Source organism: Paraburkholderia sp. A1RI-2L, from assembly GCF_048957375.1.
GTDB lineage: Bacteria > Pseudomonadota > Gammaproteobacteria > Burkholderiales > Burkholderiaceae > Paraburkholderia.
Genome location: NZ_JARBTA010000001.1, coordinates 470,264 through 487,460 on the forward strand (window position 1 = coordinate 470,264; position 17,197 = coordinate 487,460).

Annotated in this window: 11 protein-coding genes and 1 pseudogene; 3 read left to right on the forward strand and 9 right to left on the reverse strand. The window is 67.6% G+C overall.

Features of this window, described 5'->3' with window-relative positions; all coding sequences use genetic code 11:
* Positions 1 to 13 precede the first annotated feature (13 nt).
* The 6 genes and pseudogenes from PWP93_RS02225 to PWP93_RS02250 all read right to left on the reverse strand — a co-directional run bounded on the left by PWP93_RS02225 (position 14) and on the right by PWP93_RS02250 (position 8,718).
* Positions 14 to 1,066, reverse strand: a complete 1,053-nt coding sequence (locus PWP93_RS02225; protein ID WP_421043294.1) for an adenosine deaminase — start codon at positions 1,064 to 1,066, stop codon at positions 14 to 16.
* A 34-nt stretch (positions 1,067 to 1,100) separates the two neighbouring features.
* Positions 1,101 to 2,243 (reverse strand): xanthine dehydrogenase accessory protein XdhC, encoded by a 1,143-nt coding sequence (gene xdhC / locus PWP93_RS02230; protein ID WP_421043295.1) that lies wholly within the window; start codon positions 2,241 to 2,243, stop codon positions 1,101 to 1,103.
* A gap of 12 nt (positions 2,244 to 2,255) precedes the next feature.
* A complete protein-coding gene (xdhB, locus tag PWP93_RS02235; RefSeq protein ID WP_421043296.1) occupies positions 2,256 to 4,673 on the reverse strand; it encodes a xanthine dehydrogenase molybdopterin binding subunit in 2,418 nt (805 codons plus the stop codon).
* Positions 4,670 to 6,244 (reverse strand): xanthine dehydrogenase small subunit, encoded by a 1,575-nt coding sequence (xdhA, locus tag PWP93_RS02240; RefSeq protein ID WP_421043297.1) that lies wholly within the window; start codon positions 6,242 to 6,244, stop codon positions 4,670 to 4,672. The genes xdhB and xdhA overlap by 4 nt, the downstream gene beginning before the upstream one ends.
* Positions 6,245 to 6,575: 331 nt before the next feature.
* Positions 6,576 to 7,106, reverse strand: a complete 531-nt coding sequence (locus PWP93_RS02245; protein WP_213293727.1) for a disulfide bond formation protein B — start codon at positions 7,104 to 7,106, stop codon at positions 6,576 to 6,578.
* A 224-nt stretch (positions 7,107 to 7,330) separates the two neighbouring features.
* Positions 7,331 to 8,718: pseudogene (locus PWP93_RS02250) on the reverse strand (amidase).
* A 192-nt stretch (positions 8,719 to 8,910) separates the two neighbouring features.
* Between PWP93_RS02250 and PWP93_RS02255 the strand changes: the two are divergent.
* From PWP93_RS02255 to PWP93_RS02265, 3 genes are all read left to right on the forward strand, one after another.
* Entirely contained in the window at positions 8,911 to 10,677 is a 1,767-nt protein-coding gene (locus PWP93_RS02255; protein WP_421043298.1) for a cation:proton antiporter, read from the forward strand.
* 138 nt (positions 10,678 to 10,815) lie between these two features.
* Positions 10,816 to 12,096: a gamma-glutamyl-gamma-aminobutyrate hydrolase family protein gene (locus tag PWP93_RS02260; protein ID WP_421043299.1), complete on the forward strand. Its 1,281-nt coding sequence runs from the start codon at positions 10,816 to 10,818 to the stop codon at positions 12,094 to 12,096.
* 219 nt (positions 12,097 to 12,315) lie between these two features.
* Complete coding sequence (locus tag PWP93_RS02265) at positions 12,316 to 13,074, forward strand: DUF2968 domain-containing protein (protein WP_421043300.1); 759 nt, start codon at positions 12,316 to 12,318, stop codon at positions 13,072 to 13,074.
* A 147-nt stretch (positions 13,075 to 13,221) separates the two neighbouring features.
* On the opposite strand, the gene PWP93_RS02270 is transcribed toward PWP93_RS02265, so the two are convergent.
* The 3 genes from PWP93_RS02270 to PWP93_RS02280 form a co-directional block, all read right to left on the reverse strand.
* Positions 13,222 to 14,292 (reverse strand): hypothetical protein, encoded by a 1,071-nt coding sequence (locus PWP93_RS02270; protein WP_421043301.1) that lies wholly within the window; start codon positions 14,290 to 14,292, stop codon positions 13,222 to 13,224.
* A gap of 326 nt (positions 14,293 to 14,618) precedes the next feature.
* On the reverse strand, positions 14,619 to 15,161 hold the full coding sequence (locus PWP93_RS02275; protein ID WP_421044983.1) for a GNAT family N-acetyltransferase: 543 nt from the start codon (positions 15,159 to 15,161) through the stop codon (positions 14,619 to 14,621).
* 29 nt (positions 15,162 to 15,190) lie between these two features.
* Positions 15,191 to 17,143, reverse strand: a complete 1,953-nt coding sequence (locus PWP93_RS02280) for a tetratricopeptide repeat protein (RefSeq protein WP_421043302.1) — start codon at positions 17,141 to 17,143, stop codon at positions 15,191 to 15,193.
* Positions 17,144 to 17,197: the final 54 nt, after the last annotated feature.

Genomic DNA, 17,197 nt, shown 5'->3' on the forward strand with positions numbered 1-17,197 from the left:
GAGCTGCGCGGGATCAGGCCACGGCGCCGCTCCAGTACCGATCGAGCTTCGCAATCAGCGCGGCGCGTTCCTCGGGCGTCACGAAGGACGCCTCGAAGCTGTTGCGCAGGATCGTGTACACCTCTTGGTCGTCGAGCTTCAGCGCCGCGATGATGGCGCTGAAGTTCTCGTTCACGTAGCCGCCGAAGTACGCGGGATCGTCGGAATTGACAGTCACCGCGACGCCTTCGTCGAGCAGCTTTTTGAGCGTGTGCTTCGTCATGTCGTCGAACACGCAGAGCTTCAGGTTCGAGAGCGGGCAGACGGTGAGCGCGACGCGCGTGTCGGCGAGGCGCGTGACGAGCGCCTTGTCCTCGATGCTGCGCACGCCGTGGTCGACGCGGTCGACCTTGAGCAGATCGAGCGCCTCGTAGATATAGGCGGGCGGGCCTTCCTCTCCGGCATGCGCGACGAGCTTCAGCCCTTGCGAGCGCGCCTTCGCGAACACGCGCTCGAATTTCGAGGGCGGATGGCCGCGCTCCGACGAATCGAGACCCACGCCGATCATGCGCGGATAGCGCGCGAACAGCGGCAGCGCGGCGTCGAAGGTGGCGAGCGCGTCGGCTTCGCTCAGATGGCGCAGGAAGCAGAGGATCAGCTTGCTCGTGAGGCCGCGTTTTTCGGCGTCGGCGAGCGCGCGGTCGATGCCCTCGACCACCGTTTCGATCGGCACGCCGCGTTCGGTGTGCGTTTGCGGATCGAAGAATATTTCGGTGTGCACGACGTTGTCCGCGAGCGCGCGCTCGCAGTAGGCCATCGTCATGTCGTAGAAGTCCTGCTCTTTGAGCAGCACGCTCGCGCCTGCGTAATAGATGTCGAGGAACGACTGCAGGTCGGTGAACGCGTAGGCCGCGCGCAGCGCTTCGATCGACTCGTAAGCGAGCTCGACGTGGTTGCGCTGCGCGAGCGCGAAGATCAGCTCGGGTTCGAGCGAGCCTTCGATGTGGATATGCAGCTCGGCCTTCGGCGCGCGCGCCGCTTTTTGTACGAGCGCTGCGAACGGGTTGACGGTGGGCGTGATGGTCATGGTTGGATCAATCGGTTGCGTTCAGTGGTTGACATCACGCGGAATGGATCGTGCCGGTAGCGGACGTGCCGGTAACCGCAACGGCTGCATGCCCAGGCATGCCCGCGGCCGCCGACGACGCCTCGATCGCCTGCAGCAATTGCGCGGCGGCCGAGATCGCGATGACTTCGGGCGACTTGTCGACGATGCCGTCCACGCCGAGCGGGCAGTGCATGCGCGCGATCTGCAGCGGATCGATGCCGCGCGCGGCGAGCCGGTGCTCGAACTGCTTGCGCTTCGTGTGCGAGCCGATCATGCCGAAGAACAGGAAGTCGCCGCGACGCAGGATGCGCTCGGCAAGATCGAGGTCACGCGAATGATCGTGCGTCATCACGATGAAGCTCGTGCCCGGCGGGGCAGCGTCGATGGCTTCGTCAGGTGCGTCGTTGGCATCGATCGTGACGTTGGGCGCATTGAGCGCCGCGAACGCTTCCGGCGAGGGAAACGCGGCGTCGCGCTCGTCCACCCAGCGCACCCGGCAGGGCAGCGTGCCGAGCACGCGCACGAGCGCCGCGCCCACATGGCCCGCGCCGAACAGCACGACGGGCCGCTCGTTGGGCGCGATCGTTTCGGTGAGCAGCATCGTGCCGTCGCCGTGATGGTTACCATCGCCCGGCGCGCCCGTGTCCCACAGCAGGCAATCGGGCGATTCCACGCCGGGCTCGGGTTCGGAAAGCAAAACTGTATCGGCCGCCGCGGCATCCGTCAGGTCGGTTTCTGCGCCGGAAGGCGCTCCATTCCGCGACGAGCGGAATGATACGCTACGAACCGTCGAGGCGCCCGCCGCGAGCCGGCGGGCGAGCGTGGCGAGCCAGCCGAGGTCGGAGACGTCGAGCCGCTCGAACGCAAGGACGACTGCTCCGCCGCAGCACTGGCCGAGGCTCGGCCCGAGCGCGAATCGCTCGAGGCGGCGCGCATGCGGCGTGCGCATGCCGTCGCGCAATACCTGGCGCGCGGTCTCGATGGCCTTCCATTCGAGATGGCCGCCGCCGATCGTATGACGGGCCGCTTCGCGCGTGACGATCATTTTCGTGCCGGCTTCGCGCGGCACCGAGCCTTCGGCGTGCGCGACGGTCACGAGCACGGCGGCATCGCCGTGCGCTAGCAGGTGTTGAAGGTCGGTGACCCAGGCTTGCATCGGGCGGTTCTCCTACTTGACGACAGCTTCTGTTGGGGCGGCGGCCGGCACGCTTGCCGCGTGCTCGCGCAGGGCGTCGAGCGCCCCGATTGCATGAAGGATCGCCTCGGGCGTGGCGGGCGCATTGAGCGGCGCGGCTTCGCGGGCCTCGGGCACGGCCGCGCCGATTGCCTCGCGGATCGCGAGCAGCACCGAGAACGGCAGCAGCAAGGGCGGCTCGCCCACGGCCTTCGAACGGAACACAGTGGGCTCGGCGTTTTCGTTGCGATAGAGCTGGACGTGAAACGCCGCGGGCGTATCGCTGATCGCCGGAATCTTATAGGTGGAGGGCGCGTGCGTCATGAGCTTGCCGTCGCGGTTCCACCACAGCTCCTCGCTCGTGAGCCAGCCCATGCCCTGGATGAACCCGCCTTCCACCTGGCCGATGTCGATGGCCGGGTTGATCGACTGGCCCGCGTCGTGCAGCAGGTCGGCGCGCACGAGCTTCCATTCGCCCGTGAGCGTGTCGACGACCACTTCCGACACCGCCGCGCCATAGGCAAAGTAATAGAACGGATGGCCGGTGAGCGTGCGCGCGTCCCAATGGACCTTGGGCGTGGCGTAAAAGCCATCGGACCACAGTTGCACGCGCTTCAGATACGCGGTTTCCACGAACTCGGCGAAGGCGATCGCCTTGCCGTTCACTCGCACCAGGCCATCTTCGAACGCGACGTTTTCGGGCGCGCCGCCGTACTGCGTGGCGGCGAGCGTGGCGAGGCGCGCGCGGATCGCGAGCGCCGCGTCTTCGGCGGCCTTGCCGTTCAGGTCGCTGCCGGTCGAGGCGGCGGTGGCGGACGTGTTCGCCACCTTCGACGTGTCGGTGGCGCTCGCGCGCACCTGCGCGAGCGGCAGTCCGAATACGCCCGCGACCACCTGCGCGACCTTCGTGTTGAGCCCCTGGCCCATTTCGGTGCCGCCGTGGTTCACGAGCACGGAGCCGTCGCGATAGACGTGCACGAGCGCGCCCGCCTGGTTCAGATGCGGGACGTTGAACGAGATGCCGAACTTCACCGGCGTGAGCGCGATGCCGCGCTTGAGCACGGGGCTCGTGCGGTTGAACGCGGCGAGCGCGGCGCGGCGCGCGGCGTACTGGCTCGACGCGAGCAACTGCTCGGTGAGCGGCGCGAGCACGTTGTCCGCGACGCGCTGCCCGTAGGGCGTGACGTCCCGTTCGCCGATGCCGTAGTAGTTCGCGCGGCGCACGTCGAGCGGATCGCGGTCGAGCGCGCGGGCGATGCCGTCGAGCATCACCTCCATCACGAGTGCGCCCTGCGGGCCGCCGAAGCCGCGGAAAGCCGTGTTCGACTGCGTGTTGGTCTTGCAGCAGAGCGCGACGATTTCGACGTCCGAAAGATAGTAGGCGTTGTCGAAATGGCAGACCGCGCGCGTGGCGACCGCGCCCGAGAGATCGGCGGAATAGCCCGCGCGCAGCGCGATTTCCACGCGCGCGCCGAGCAGGCGTCCTGCGTCGTCGTAGCCGGCTTCATATTCGTAGAGCGCGTCGTGGCGCTTGCCGGTGATGAGGAAATCGTCGTCGCGGTCGGCGCGCAGCTTCACGGGGCGGCGCAGCTTGTACGCGGCCAGCGCCGCCACGCAGGCGAACAGCGCCGATTGCGATTCCTTGCCGCCGAAGCCGCCGCCCATGCGCCGGCATTCGCACATTACGCGGTGCGCGGGCCAGCCGAGCAGATGCGCGATCAACTGCTGCATCTCGCTCGGGTGCTGCGTCGAGCTGTAGACGAGCATGCCGTCCTGTTCCTCGGGCAGCGCATAGGCGACCTGACCTTCGAGATAGAACTGCTCCTGGCCGCCTACGGCAAACGTGCCGGCGATGCGGTGGGGCGCTGCCGCGATGCGCGCCGCCGGCTCGCCGCGCGTGAGGCGCAGCGGCGGCAGGACGTACTGCTGGCGCGCTTTCGCTTCGGCGATGTCGAGCACCGCTTCGAGCGGCGCGTAGCGCACCACGTCGTCGCTGGCGGCGAGCGCGGCCGCGCGGCGGGCAAGTTGATGGCTCGTCGCGATTACGGCGAAAACGGGCTGACCGAGATACTGCACTTCATCTTGCGCCAGCACCGGGTCGTCGTGCAGGACCGGGCCGCAGTTGTTCTCGCCGGGAATATCGGCGGCGCTCAGGACCGCGACGACGCCGGGCATGGCGCGCACGCGCGCGAGATCGAGCGCCACGATGCGCGCATGTGCGTGGCGCGACAGGCCGAGCGCGGCGTGGAGCGTGCCGTGCAGTTCGGGGATGTCGTCGGTGTAGCGCGCTTCACCGCTCACGTGCAGGTCTGCGGACTCGTGTGGCAATGGCGCGCCGAGCGCCGCTTGCGTTGACTGCGCAGCGGTTTGTGCGGCGGTTTGCACGATAAGCGGATCGGACTGGCGGTTCATGATGCGTCTCCCGCAAGCGTTGCGCCCGGGCCTACGCCGGTTTCGTCGACGACTTCCGCCTCGGAGGCAAACACGAAGGCGTTCACGTCACACAGTGCGAGCGGCGCGTCGTCGCGCGTTTCCAGCCAGCAGCGCCAGAGCAGATTGCGCGCGACCTTCAGGCGATACGCGGCGCTCGCGCGCATGTCGGTGAGCGGCTGATAGTCGGCGTCGAGCACGGCCATGGCGCGCTGCGCGGCCGCTTCGTTCCACTGTGCGCCCGCGAGCGCTGCTTCGGCGTGGGCGGCGCGCTGCGGTATCGCGGCCATGCCGCCATACGCGATGCGCGCGTTCGCGATTGCTCCGTCCTCGCCGGTCTCGAGCGCAAACGCCGCGCAAACCGCCGAGATATCCTGGTCGTAGCGCTTCGACACCTTGTAGGTGCGAAACCGCAGTGTCGGCGCGGGGCGCGGCACGCGGATCGCTTCAACGAACTCGCCCGCTTCGAGCACGTTCTTCTGATAGCCCGTGTAGAACGCCGCGAGCGGCAGCGTGCGCACACGCGCAGCGCGGCGCAGGATCACCTCGGCGTCGAGCGCGAGCAACGCCGGCATCGAGTCGCCAATCGGCGAGCCGTTCGCCACGTTGCCGCCCAGCGTACCCGCGTTGCGGATAGGCAGCGAGGCAAAGCGCGCCCACAGTTCCGCGAGTTCGGGGTAGTCGACGGCGAGCGCCGCGTAGGCCTCTTCGAGCGGCACAGCCGCGCCGATCGTGAGCGTCTGCGCGTCGCGCTCGACACGTTTCAGCTCGGCGACCTGCCCGGTATAGAGCACCTCGCCCAGATCGCGAAGCTGCTTGGTGACCCACAGGCCGACGTCGGTGCCGCCCGCGAGCACGCGCGCCTGCGGATGCTCGGCGCGCAGCGTGGCGAATGCTTCGAGCGTGCGCGGTGCGAAAAACGTGGCGTGGCCGTGCGCGGCGCTGCGGGCGTCGGGGCCCCGATAGTCGAAGGTGTCGCTGCGCGCGATCGAGCGCAGCGCGGCTTCGAGCGGCTCGCGCGCGAGTGCGACGCGCGGATAGCTCGTCGTGTCGAACATGCGCTGTGCTGCGTCGATGATCGGCCGGTAGCCGGTGCAGCGGCACAGATTGCCGGAGAGCGCCTGATCGATTTCGTCGCGCGCGGGCAGGCCGGCATCGGCGCCCTGGCGCTCGTAGAGCGCCCACATCGACATGACGAAGCCGGGCGTGCAGAAGCCGCACTGCGAACCGTGGCAGTCGACCATCGCTTGCTGGACGGGGTGCAGCGTGCCGTCGGGCGCGCGCAGGTCTTCGACCGTGAAGAGCGCGCGGCCATCGAGTGTTGGAAGAAACTGAATGCAGGCGTTGACCGCCTTGAGCGCGAGACGACCTTCCTCGTCGAGTTCGCCGAGCACCACCGTGCAGGCGCCACAATCGCCTTCCGCGCAACCTTCCTTGGTGCCGCAGGCATGCAAGTCCTCGCGCAGGTGTTGCAGCACGGTGCGCGTGATCGGCGCGTCATGCACTTCGTGCACGGCGCCACGATGGACGAAGCGGATGGTTTGCGTTGTCATCTGAAAAACCCGGGAGACATTGCGGATCAGGCGCGCGTTACGCAGGGAACCGGGGCGCCTCGACTGTCAGTCCGGCCTCGCGCACGTAGATCGCCATCCAATCCCGAATTTAGCACCGACAGGGGCCGGAAAGTATCCTTTCTGGAAGATGGGGGTTATGCGACGGCGGCAATGAGCGTGCGCGACGTGATCCGGCCCTTCGGGGCGGTCAAACGGAGGAGGGAGAGGCAGCCGGGCCAGCCGCGGTGGGGAGGGAGAGGGCGCCGCCAGCGCCCGAGACATGAGGCCGGGCGCGGCGCGCGAGGAGGCCGGAAACCCGGAGGCTGGGGGCTTAACGGCGGATGCCGGGCCATGCCACCTGGCGGCGGCGGTTGCGCCACAGGCTTGCGACCACCGCGAGGAACATGACCGCGAATGCGAGCACCGACCAGAGCGGCAACGTGAGGCCGAGGATGGGCGGGTAGGTGGTCTCGCACAGGCCCTGGACCTTGAAGACGCCGGGCAGCCAGTGCGCGGGCGGCAGGGCGTCGACGATGGGCTGGAGCGTGTCGAAGCCGCAACTGAAGTTCGGGACCGCCTGCACCCAGGCGAGTCGCGCGGAGGCGACAATGCCGCCCGCCGCCGAAAGGGCGACGAGCGCCTCGAGGGTGCGCACGGCGCGCCAACTGGCGAAGCGGGCGCCGAGGAATGCGAAGATCGCAATCAGGATGAAAAAGTAGCGCGTGAGGATGCACAGCGGGCACGGGTCCTGATGCTCGGCGTACTGGAAATACAGGGCGCCGCCCAGCAGCGCGAGACAGATCAGGCCGAGGAGGACCAGCAGGCCGCGCTCGCGGCGCAGCAGCGCGTTATCGTCGTTCATGTAGCTTGTTTGTTCGGCTCGTTTATTCGGGTTGGATCGCACAGCCGGTGTCAAGCAAATCCAGACCGGTGCGCCTGCAACGGCGTTTCGGGATTCTAGCGCGAAGGGGATGCAGCGCGGGATGCAGCGCGGGATGCAGCGCGGGATGCAGCGCGAGCGGGCGCTTTTGACCGCGCTCAGGCTGCGTCCGCGTGCCCGCCGAACTACGGCCGCGCCCCATTTCGTTACCGCAGTGGTGCGAGCACCGCTTCCACGCCGCGGCCGATCGCGAGGATTGCATCATCGGCGTAGGGCGCGCCGGCCAGCATCAGTCCCACCGGCGCCTCATCGGGATGGTGGATCGGCAGCGAGAGCGCGCAGGCGTCGAGGAAGTTGAAGGCGCTCGGGTTGCGCAGCACGAGTGCGTTGGTGCGCGTGAACGCTTCGTCGTCGGCGACGAGCGGGGCGAGCGCAGGCGGCGCGATCGGCACGGTCGGAGCGATCACGGCGTCGAAGCGCGACCAGAGCGTCGCTTGCGCCTCGTCCATCATGGCGGCGCGCGCGGCGATCAGATCGAGATAGTCGGCGGCGCTAGCGGGCTTGCCCTTGAGGATGCGCACGAGCACGCGCGGGTCGTACTGATCGCTGTGCTGGGCGAGCAGCGGCCGGTGCCACGCGTAAGCCTCGATCGGCGAGAAGCCGAAGCGGTTGATTTCGGCCATGCGCTCGAATGCCGAAAAACGCACCTCGTTCACGATCGCGCCCGCTGCGTCGAGGTGCTTGAGCGCGGTGTCGAGCGCTTGCGCCACGTGGGGCTCGATGCCGTCCGTCACATAGTTCGTGAGCACGCCGATGCGCACGCCGTCGAGGTGGCGTGCCGCGCTCACGTGCGGCGGCAGTCCGGCGAGGATGCGGTCCACGAGCGCGCAGCACGCCACCGTATTGCCGATCGGGCCGAACGAGTCGAGCGTGGGCGAGAGCGGCACGCCGCCCGCTTTCGGGATGCGTGCAGCCGTGGGCTTGAAGCCGGTGAGGCCGCAGAACGCCGCCGGAATGCGGATCGAGCCGCCCGTATCGGTGCCGAGCGCGACGGCGGCCATGCCATCGGCGACCGAGGCCGCCGCGCCCGACGACGAGCCGCCCGCGACGCGCTCGCCGCCCGCCACGCCGCGCTGGTAAGGCGAGAGCGGCGTGCCGTAGTGCGGGTTCAGACCCAGCCCCGAAAACGCGAATTCGCTCATGTTGGTGCGGCCGACGAGCACCGCACCCGCGTGGCGCAGGCGCTCGACCGCTACGGCATCGGCGCTCGCGGGCGCCGCGTTCGCGAGCGCCGTGGAGCCGGCGCGCGTGACTTCGCCTTGCACGTCGAACAGGTCCTTCACCGAGACGGGAATGCCGGCGAGCGGCGACAGCACGGTGCCCGCCGCGCGCAGTCGGTCGTGCGCATCGGCTGCGGCGCGCACGCGCTGGGCGTCGACGTGCGTGAATACGGCGGCGCCTGGCCGCCCGGCGCGGCGATGCGCTCGAGCGCGGCTTCGGCGAGCGCGCGGCTCGTGGTGCGGCCCGCGGCGAGGTCGGCGGCCAGTTGGGCGAGCGGCGGGAACGGCGCGAAGGGGGATGAGGTGGAAGTCATGGCGGCGGGGAGCATCGATGGCAACATTGACGGAGGCGCCGCGGACGGATGGCGCCTGGACATTGCGGCCATGCGCTGCGGCAAGGGACACATCATTGTAGAACGCGAATTTTTCCCAAGGGCCGATTTGGCGCGTCGCGCTCATCAGGTAACATGCACTTTTAGACAGGATTTTGTAAGGATATTCCGAGCATGCATCAGGGAATCGGCTTCATTCAGGATCTGGCAGTCGTGATGGCGATCGCGGGGATCGTCACCGTGCTGTTTCATCGCCTGAAGCAGCCGGTGGTGCTCGGCTATATCGCGGCGGGCGTGATCATCGGGCCGTACACGCCGCCGTTCCAGTTGATTCACGATGAGCAGACAATCCAGACGATGGGCGAGCTCGGCGTGGTGTTCCTGATGTTTTCGCTAGGCCTCGAATTCAGTCTGCGCAAGCTGTTTCAGGTGGGCGCGACCGCGATCGTCGCGGCGCTCTCCGAAATCGTGGTGATGCTGTGGATCGGCTACCAGATCGGCCGCGCGTTCGGCTGGGCCCCGATGGACTCGCTATTTCTCGGCGCGATCCTCGCGATTTCGTCGACCACCATCATCGTCAAGGCGCTCGCCGACCTCGGCGTGAAGCGCGAGCGGTTCGCGCAGCTCGTGTTCGGCATCCTGATCGTCGAGGACATTCTCGGCATCGCCATGCTCGTGCTGCTCGGCGGCATTGCGCAGACAGGCGAGCTCTCGCCGGGCATCGCGTTCGTCACGCTCGGCAAGCTGCTGCTGTTCATGACGGTTTCGCTGCTCGCGGGCATCCTCGTCGTGCCGCGCGTGCTCGGCTACGTGGCGCGCGTGGGCAGCGACGAGATGCTGCTCGTCTCGGTGCTGGGCTTTTGCTTCGGCTTTTGCCTGCTGGTCGTGAAGCTCGATTACTCGATTGCGCTCGGTGCCTTTCTGATCGGCGCGATCATGGCCGAATCGCGCCATCTGCCGCGCATCGAGCATCTGGTCGCGCCGCTGCGCGATGCGTTCTCGGCCATCTTCTTCGTAACGATCGGCCTGATGCTCAATCCGCTCGTGCTGGTCGATTACGCGTGGCCGATCGCGGTGATTTCGTTCGCGGTGGTGTTCGGCAAGCTCGTCTCGTGCGGGCTCGGCACCTTCCTCGCCGGTCACGACGGCCGCACGGCGATGCGCGTCGGCATGACCGTCTCGCAGATCGGCGAGTTCTCGTTCATCATCGCCTCGCTCGGCCTCACGCTGAAGGTGACGAGCGGTTTTCTCTATCCGATCGTGGTGACCGTCTCGGCGATCACGACGCTCACCACGCCGTATCTGATCCGCTTCGCCGATCCGCTCTCGCAGCGGCTCGCGCGCGCGATGCCGCCCGCGATGTCGAATGTCTTCGGCATGTATAGCCAATGGCTGCGCTGCCTGATGCCGCGACCGACGGGAGCGCAAGGTCCGACGCTGTTCTCGCTCACGAAGCGCATTATCGCGCAGGTCGCGGTGAATCTCGCGCTGGTGTCGGCGATTTTCATCGGCGCCTCGTATGGCGCGCGCTACGCGCTGCCGCTGCTCGCGAACTGGGTACCGGACGAGCGCATCCAGCGCGTGGTGCTGTGGAGCGCCGCGCTGCTGCTCGCGATTCCGTTTCTGGTGGCGGTGTGGCGCAAGACCAAGACGCTGGCGCTCCTGCTTGCCGAAGTGAGCGTGCAGCCCGAAAAGGCGGGGCGCTTCACGCGAGCGTTGCGGCATGCGATTGCCGAACTCGTGCCGGCGGTTTCGATGATCGGCGTGTTCGTGCTGGTCGCTGCGCTGTCGGGGACGATCCTGCCGCCCACGGGTTTTCTGGTTGGCGTACTGGTATGCGCGGCGGTGCTCACGATGCTGCTGTGGCGCTGGTGCGTGAAGATTCACGCGAGCATGCAGATTGCGCTGCGCGAAACTTTCGACGAGCAGCCGGATCCGTAAGGTTGGGGCGCGCTCAATCGCAACGGATTGCAACAGAGTGCGAGCGATTGTGCACGGAGGTGGCGGCAACAGGCCGTGCGACGCATAATCGGAACCCTGTTCATTCGTTCGCGCGTCCGGCGCGCCTGACCCTACGTCATGAGCGAAAACAAATCCGAACACTCCGAGGTTCCTGACGGCGATGACCGTCCTGTCAATACTGGTGCGCCCGGTGCTCCAGGCGTCTCCAGCGCGTCCACTCCTTCTGGCGCAACACCGTCTGGCGAGGCCGCGCAGCGCGCGTCGACCGACTCGCCCGCGAGCGCATCGGCGGTAACGCCGGAAGCAGCCGGCGCGCCGCGCATTCCAATCGAGGTGGTGGGCGAAGCGGGTAAAGAGGCGCCCGCACCCACTGGGACCACGGCGCAGGCCGCCGCCCAGCCCGCGCCGCCGCAGGCCGCGGCCGGCACACGGCCGGGCGCCGCACCGGCGGGATTCGGCCAGGCGCCCGACTTCACCGCGCAGCATCCGCCGCCGCCGGGCTCCATTCCGTCCGATCCGCCACGCTATTTGCGGCCGAGCGACTCGGCGTGGTCGGTGTTCGGCCGCATCGTCGCCGCGCGCGCCCGGCAACTGTTCGACCGCGCCGGTCAGCGCATCACGCAGCGGACGTTGCGCATCGGCGTGTCGGCGCGCATCTTTCACCCGGAGCCTGGCGCCCAGGGCCTGCGCGGCAAGACGCTGCAATATCTCGAAGAGTCGATTGCGCATTGGGTCATGTCGCGCGACGTGATCGTCTTCATGATTCCGACGGTCGGTCATCAGGGCATGCTGCACCCGAGCAACATCCGGCTGCGAGACTATGCGAAGCATCTCGACGGCCTCCTGCTGCAAGGCGGCGCCGACGTCTCGCCGCAAACCTATGCGGAGACCGCGCCACGTCCCGAATGGCCCGGCGACCGCGTGCGGGACATGTACGAACTGGAACTGCTGCACGAATTCATCGAGTCGGGCAAGCCGGTGCTGGGCGTATGCCGCGGTTGTCAGCTTATCAACGTCGCGTTCGGAGGCTCGCTTTATCAGGACATTGCCACCGACGTTCCCACGGCGGGCGTGCACGTGAGCGAGCATTACGATCAGCACCGTCACGCGGTCACCTTTCCCGAAGGCTCCTCGCTGGCCAGCATGTTCCCGGGGCGGCGCGAGGCCATCGTCAACTCGATCCACCATCAGGCGGTCAAGAGCCTCGGCCGCGATCTGACGGTCGAGGCCGTTTCATCGGGTGACGGCCTGATCGAAGCGGTACGCTACCGGCGCTCGCCGTTCGTCGTCGGCGTGCAATGGCACCCGGAGTTCCACCGCGCGGGCGGCCCGGAACTGCTCGACTGCACCCCGCTTCTCGACACGTTTCTGCGCGCCGCGCGCGAGACGCGCTTCTGACGGAAAGGGGGCGGAACGAGGGCAAGAAGGGAGGCGAAAGCCTCCCTGCTGACGTTTACCGGCATCGCTTGGTATGCGTCCAATATTCCGATGGATGAGTAGGTGATTTCGGACAAGCAATTGGTCATTCCTTCGGTTATCCGAAATTAATCGACGTTTATGAGATTTGCTGGCGGCGATAATAAGCGGTTAATCGGAATCCTGAACGGACAGGCAGTCATGAAGCAATCAACCCCGCTGCGTCGCGCCTTGCTGGGCGCCGCGGTTTTTACGCTCTTGCAGCACGGCGCAGCCGCATGGGCCGGCGCAGCCGCATGGGCCGGCGCACCCGCCAGCGATGTCGCTCCAGTGGCGGGCAACCGGCCGTCGCTCGGCAGCTTGACGCCGCAGCCGGCGAATACGCCGCCGCTCGCAGACATCGTGGACGATCAGGCGACCGCGGGGGCCACGCAGGGTGACGTCGGCACGCTCATGCAGCTCATCCATGATTCGCAGCTGGTCGAGTTGCGAACGACGTACAACGCCAGCTATGGCGCGAGCCTGTTCTTCTATCCGCCTGAAATGACCTACTACGTCGTGTTATTCCAGGACAAGCATTTTTGGAGAGTGATTCGCTCGCAGGAAGACGCGCGCGCGGAAGCCATCTACGCGAATTTCGTGCAGCAGACCCAGCGTCTCGCCGAGATCGAAATTCGCCGGACCCAGATTGAGGCGCAAAAGGCGTTCATCGATCGGGTAATCGCGCTCAATGAGGATCGCGCACGCCGGCTGCAGGCGGATCTCGACGTCGCGCGCACGCAACAGGCCCGCGTCGACGACTACCAACGCCAGATGCAGGGCAATACGCGGGCGCTCAATGCCGAGAAGATCCAGGCGCAGGCCCAGTTGCGCGATCTCCAGAATCAGGTGGAGCAATTGCAGCGCGCGACGGAGGCGGGTTTGCCAGGCTCCCGGCGCCAGGATGCTGTCAGGAACTAGCCTGGATCGTGTCGTGCCGTTGCAATGTGGCGGCGGCACGACATGCCAGGACTGGCAGAGAAGCAGAACATGCAAAAAGCCCGACGCAGTGACTGCGCCGGGCTTTTTGCTGTGTTGCTGTTTCTGCTTCGGGACTTGCCCAGAGGTCTACTTCGCGAAGTGGTCGGGCACTTCGGTCACGCGGCGTTGCGAAACGTGATTCACCCAATCCGTGTTGTCGACGTTCACGGTTGCGCTGCTTGTCGGACGCGGTGCCGCGCGCGTGCCTGCGTATGTCGACAGCGATGAGTAGTCGCTACTTGACATGCCACCTGGCTGGAAGGGCGAGTAGTCGGAGGCTTCCGAATACGCGCCCTGGGTGCGCTGGGTGGTCACGAGCGGCGCGCTGCGATGCGGTGTGAAGTCGTGTGCCGGATGGCGACGGCTTTCACCGTGCGCGGAGCGCGTTCCGGTTTCGACGGCCTCGCGGCCCTTCGTGGCGTTGGCCGTTGCGCCATTCGTGCGCGTTGCCTTGGAGGTCAATGTGCCGCGTAGCGGGGCGCCTGGGTTCGTGCGTGCCGCGAAATCCGGCCGCTCGGCCTTTGCCGTACCTGCGGCCGTGGAGGTTGCGGGGCCACGGGCGACTGCCGGGGCAGGCGCTGTACCGGGCGTGACGATGATGGGCGACGATGCCGGGCTTTGACGCCGCGTGGCGTTGGCCGCTGCCGTTTGCATGGCCGTGCTTCGTGCCGCCGTGGCAGGTGTGCTCGCCGGTGCGTACTGATCGGCACGGGGGCCGGCGGACGTGGCGAGGTCGTGTCGCGCACGTTCGTCGGAAAGGCGTGCCGATGCGCTTTCGTCGTGGTTCGAAGCGGGGGGCGTCGGCGTGTGCAGAACCGCATTGTTTTTGCCGTCGCCGAATGGCGCATGGCTTGCCACGATCCATGTGAGCAGCACTGCGCCACCAATGGCAACCGCTGTGGCTGTCAGCTTGTGTGAGGGCGGCGGAATGCGCTCGACGCGCCGGGCAGGTCGTGCGCCGGCCGCCTGCTGGGCCTGCGCGGCGTTGAGCGGGCTGCCTACGGGTGCCGCAGCGGGACGCGGCGGTTCAGGCGTGAAGCGGCGCTGCAGGTCCCAGCGACAGACTTTGCGAAACGCTTCCGCGCTCAGGCACACCGTGCGCAGGAGGGCCGCATAGAACGCCTGAAGTTCGGTGCGCAGGCTGAAGTGGGGGGGCATGAGCGCCCACTCGCGACCAAATGGCGGCGGGACGCGGTTGAGTGGACGCATGCGCGGCATCGCGAGTGCGCCTTCCACCTGAACTAACGGATAAGTTGACATGGATTTCTCGCTGCCTTGGCGGGATGGGCACCAGAACACGGTGGAACCCGAAAGACGCGCGGTTTGCCAGCGCTGTCGTGCTTTGTACGTCTGTACGGGTCAATCGTTTGGATTCGAATGATGCAAGCGAGACTTAGGGCAATCTATCGGAAACGTCTGAAAACCGGACGAAAACTGCCGTCGATACGTGTTCCGGGCTGTGCCAATCGCTATCTCATTTTTTGTTATGCGGCGTCGAGCCGATAGACGTAACGCAGCGCGGTAATGTCGATGCCGCCCATATGGTCGGGCTCCGCCCCCGAATATTGCCAGCCTTGCCGCTCATAGAATTCGATGGCGGGCGTATTGCCTTCGAGCACGTAGAGATAGAGCCGGGATTCGCCTTGGGCGCGCGCCCACGCCTGGGCGGCCTGCATGAGCCGCTTGCCCACGCCGATGCCCTGATGCCCCGGCAGGGCGTGCAGATTGTCGAGCAACGCGCCCCAGGGCGAGCCGGGCTGACGCTCGGCGCAGACGAAGCCGACCGGCGTGCGGCTTTCCGGTTGTTCCCCGAGTTCGGCGATCAGCACGAGGCGGCGGTCCTCGCCGGGCGCCTCCATGGGCGCGCGCCAGTATGCGGCGCGTTCGGTATCGACTTCCCGTTCGAGGAATGCGGCGGGCAGCAGATCGCGATACGTGGCTTGCCAACTCGCGGCATGCATGGCGGCGAGCAGCGGGGCGTCGGCAGTCGTGGCCGGGCGCAGTGTGAGGGCAGGGGCGGTGGGCATGCTGGGCATTGGATATCTGCTGTCGGGCCTCAGGCCTCGCGCAGCGCAGCGGCGACGCGTGCGACCACCTCGTCCCATGCGCCGGGCCGCAGCTGGCGCACGAGGTGCGCGCGTGGATACCAGGGGCTCGCGTCGGTGCCGGTGAACCAGCGCCAGTCGGCGGCGAACGGCAGCATCAGCCAGAGCTTGGCGCCGAGCGCGCCCGCGAGGTGGGCAATCGACGTGTCGATGGAGACCACGGCGTCGAGGCGTTCGATGACGGCAGCGGTGTCCGCGAAATCCTCCAGCCTGCCATCCAGCCGGTGGATGGTGCGCGCACGCGGATGCGCATCGAGCGCCGCGTGCTCAGCCTCGCTCAGGTTCGGCTGGAGCACGATCCAGTCGATGCCTTCGAGCGCGAACAGCGGCTCTAGCGCGGCGAGCGGCAGCGAGCGGTTTTCGTGCTTCATGATGCGGCCCGACCAGGCAAGGCCGATTTTGCGCTTGGCTTGCCCGCCGAGCGAGCCGCGCCATTTGCGCCGATAGGCGGGCGGGGCCGCAAGATAGGGCATGGGCGCAGGCACGGTTTCGTAAGTCGTGCCGAGCGCAAGCGGCAGCGAGAGCAGGGGGCAGTGCAGGTCGACGGTCGGTCGCGGCGCGCCTTGTTCGATCAACGTAATGCGCGCGACGTGGGCAGCCGGTGCGATGAGCGGCACGAGCGGCGCCTGGACTTCGAGCACGATGCGCGCGCCGCTGTGTGCTAGTGCCACGACGTTCGGCACGAAGCGCACGAACTGGAGCGTGTCGCCGAAGCCTTGCTCAGCGTGGATGAGTAGTGTGCGGCCGGCAAGCGGCTCGCCGCGCCAGCGGGGCACGGCGGCGAGTGCGGTTGCGGCGGCATCGCGATTCACGGGCGGCGCGGTGATCATCATGATGTCGGCGGCGTGCGCGCCATTCGCGACGCCCGTGACGCCACCGACGCTTTCGCGGGCGGCCGGGTCGAGCCGCCACTCGTAGGCGGCAAGGCCGCGCTGGAAATCGCCGAGCGTCAGCAATATCAGTGCGCGATTCAGATGCGCGGCCGCGAGATCGGGCCGTACGCGCAGCGCCTCGTCGAAGGCGCGCAGCGCGGCGGCGTGGCGCCCGAGCGCGTGCTGCGCCGAGCCGAGCGCGAGCCACGCGAGCGCGAACTTCGGATCGAGGCCGATCGCGCGCTCGTACGGGCCGAGCGCCTCTTCGTGCCGCCCGAGCGCCGCCAGCGCATTGCCGAGTCCGAACAGCGCGGGCGGGAATTGCGGCTGCAGCGCGAGGGCGGTTTCGAAGCCCGCGACGGCTTGCGCGTGATAGCCGGTGGCGTCGAGCGTGTTGGCCAGGTTGAAATGCGCGGCGACGAAACGCGGCTGGAAGCGCAGTGCCTTCTGGAACTGCTCGACGGCGCCCGCGCAGTCGCCGAGCGCGTTGAGCGCCATGCCGAGATTGTTGTGCGCGCCGGCATGGCCCGGACGGATCTTGAGCGCGCGGCGGAACGCCTCGGCGGCGTCGGCATGGCGGCCGAGCGCGTGCAGGGCGTTGCCGAGATTGTTATGCGATGAGGCGTCGCCGGGCTGCAGGCGCACCGCGTGGCCGAACGCGTACATCGCGTCCTCGTGGCGGCCGACCGCCGCGTAGGCGTTGCCGAGGTTGTAGTGCGCGAGCGCGAACGCGGGCGCCAGCGTGAGCGCATTGCGAAAGCGCTCGATCGCGCCCTCAAGTTCGCCGAGCGCCTTCAACGCATTGCCGAGATTCAGCTGGAGCGCGGCGTCGTCGGGCCGCAGCGAGACCGCGCGGCGCACGAGGTCCGCGGCTTCGGCGTGCTGGCCCTGCTGATGCCGCAGCACGCCGAGCATGTGCAGCGCATCGACGTGCACGGGATCGGCGGCGAGCGTCGCGCGGTAGCCGCGCTCGGCGTCGTCCAGCCGGCCGTCGCGATGTGCGGCGTACGCGCGGACAAAAACCTGTTCCATGACTGAAAGACAAATACGGGGAGTGACGAAGGCGGCATTTTCCCACACTCGGAT

Excerpts from the sequence above, each read along its gene's own strand:
- xdhB (WP_421043296.1), bottom strand. The coding sequence starts at position 4,673 with ATGAACCGCCAGTCCGATCCGCTTATCGTGCAAACCGCCGCACAAACC.
- PWP93_RS02260 (WP_421043299.1), top strand. The coding sequence starts at position 10,816 with ATGAGCGAAAACAAATCCGAACACTCCGAGGTTCCTGACGGCGATGAC.
- PWP93_RS02245 (WP_213293727.1), bottom strand. The coding sequence starts at position 7,106 with ATGAACGACGATAACGCGCTGCTGCGCCGCGAGCGCGGCCTGCTGGTC.
- xdhC (WP_421043295.1), bottom strand. The coding sequence starts at position 2,243 with ATGCAAGCCTGGGTCACCGACCTTCAACACCTGCTAGCGCACGGCGAT.
- PWP93_RS02275 (WP_421044983.1), bottom strand. The coding sequence starts at position 15,161 with ATGCCCACCGCCCCTGCCCTCACACTGCGCCCGGCCACGACTGCCGAC.
- PWP93_RS02265 (WP_421043300.1), top strand. The coding sequence starts at position 12,316 with ATGAAGCAATCAACCCCGCTGCGTCGCGCCTTGCTGGGCGCCGCGGTT.
- PWP93_RS02280 (WP_421043302.1), bottom strand. The coding sequence starts at position 17,143 with ATGGAACAGGTTTTTGTCCGCGCGTACGCCGCACATCGCGACGGCCGG.
- xdhA (WP_421043297.1), bottom strand. The coding sequence starts at position 6,244 with ATGACAACGCAAACCATCCGCTTCGTCCATCGTGGCGCCGTGCACGAA.
- PWP93_RS02270 (WP_421043301.1), bottom strand. The coding sequence starts at position 14,292 with ATGCCCCCCCACTTCAGCCTGCGCACCGAACTTCAGGCGTTCTATGCG.
- PWP93_RS02255 (WP_421043298.1), top strand. The coding sequence starts at position 8,911 with ATGCATCAGGGAATCGGCTTCATTCAGGATCTGGCAGTCGTGATGGCG.
- PWP93_RS02225 (WP_421043294.1), bottom strand. The coding sequence starts at position 1,066 with ATGACCATCACGCCCACCGTCAACCCGTTCGCAGCGCTCGTACAAAAA.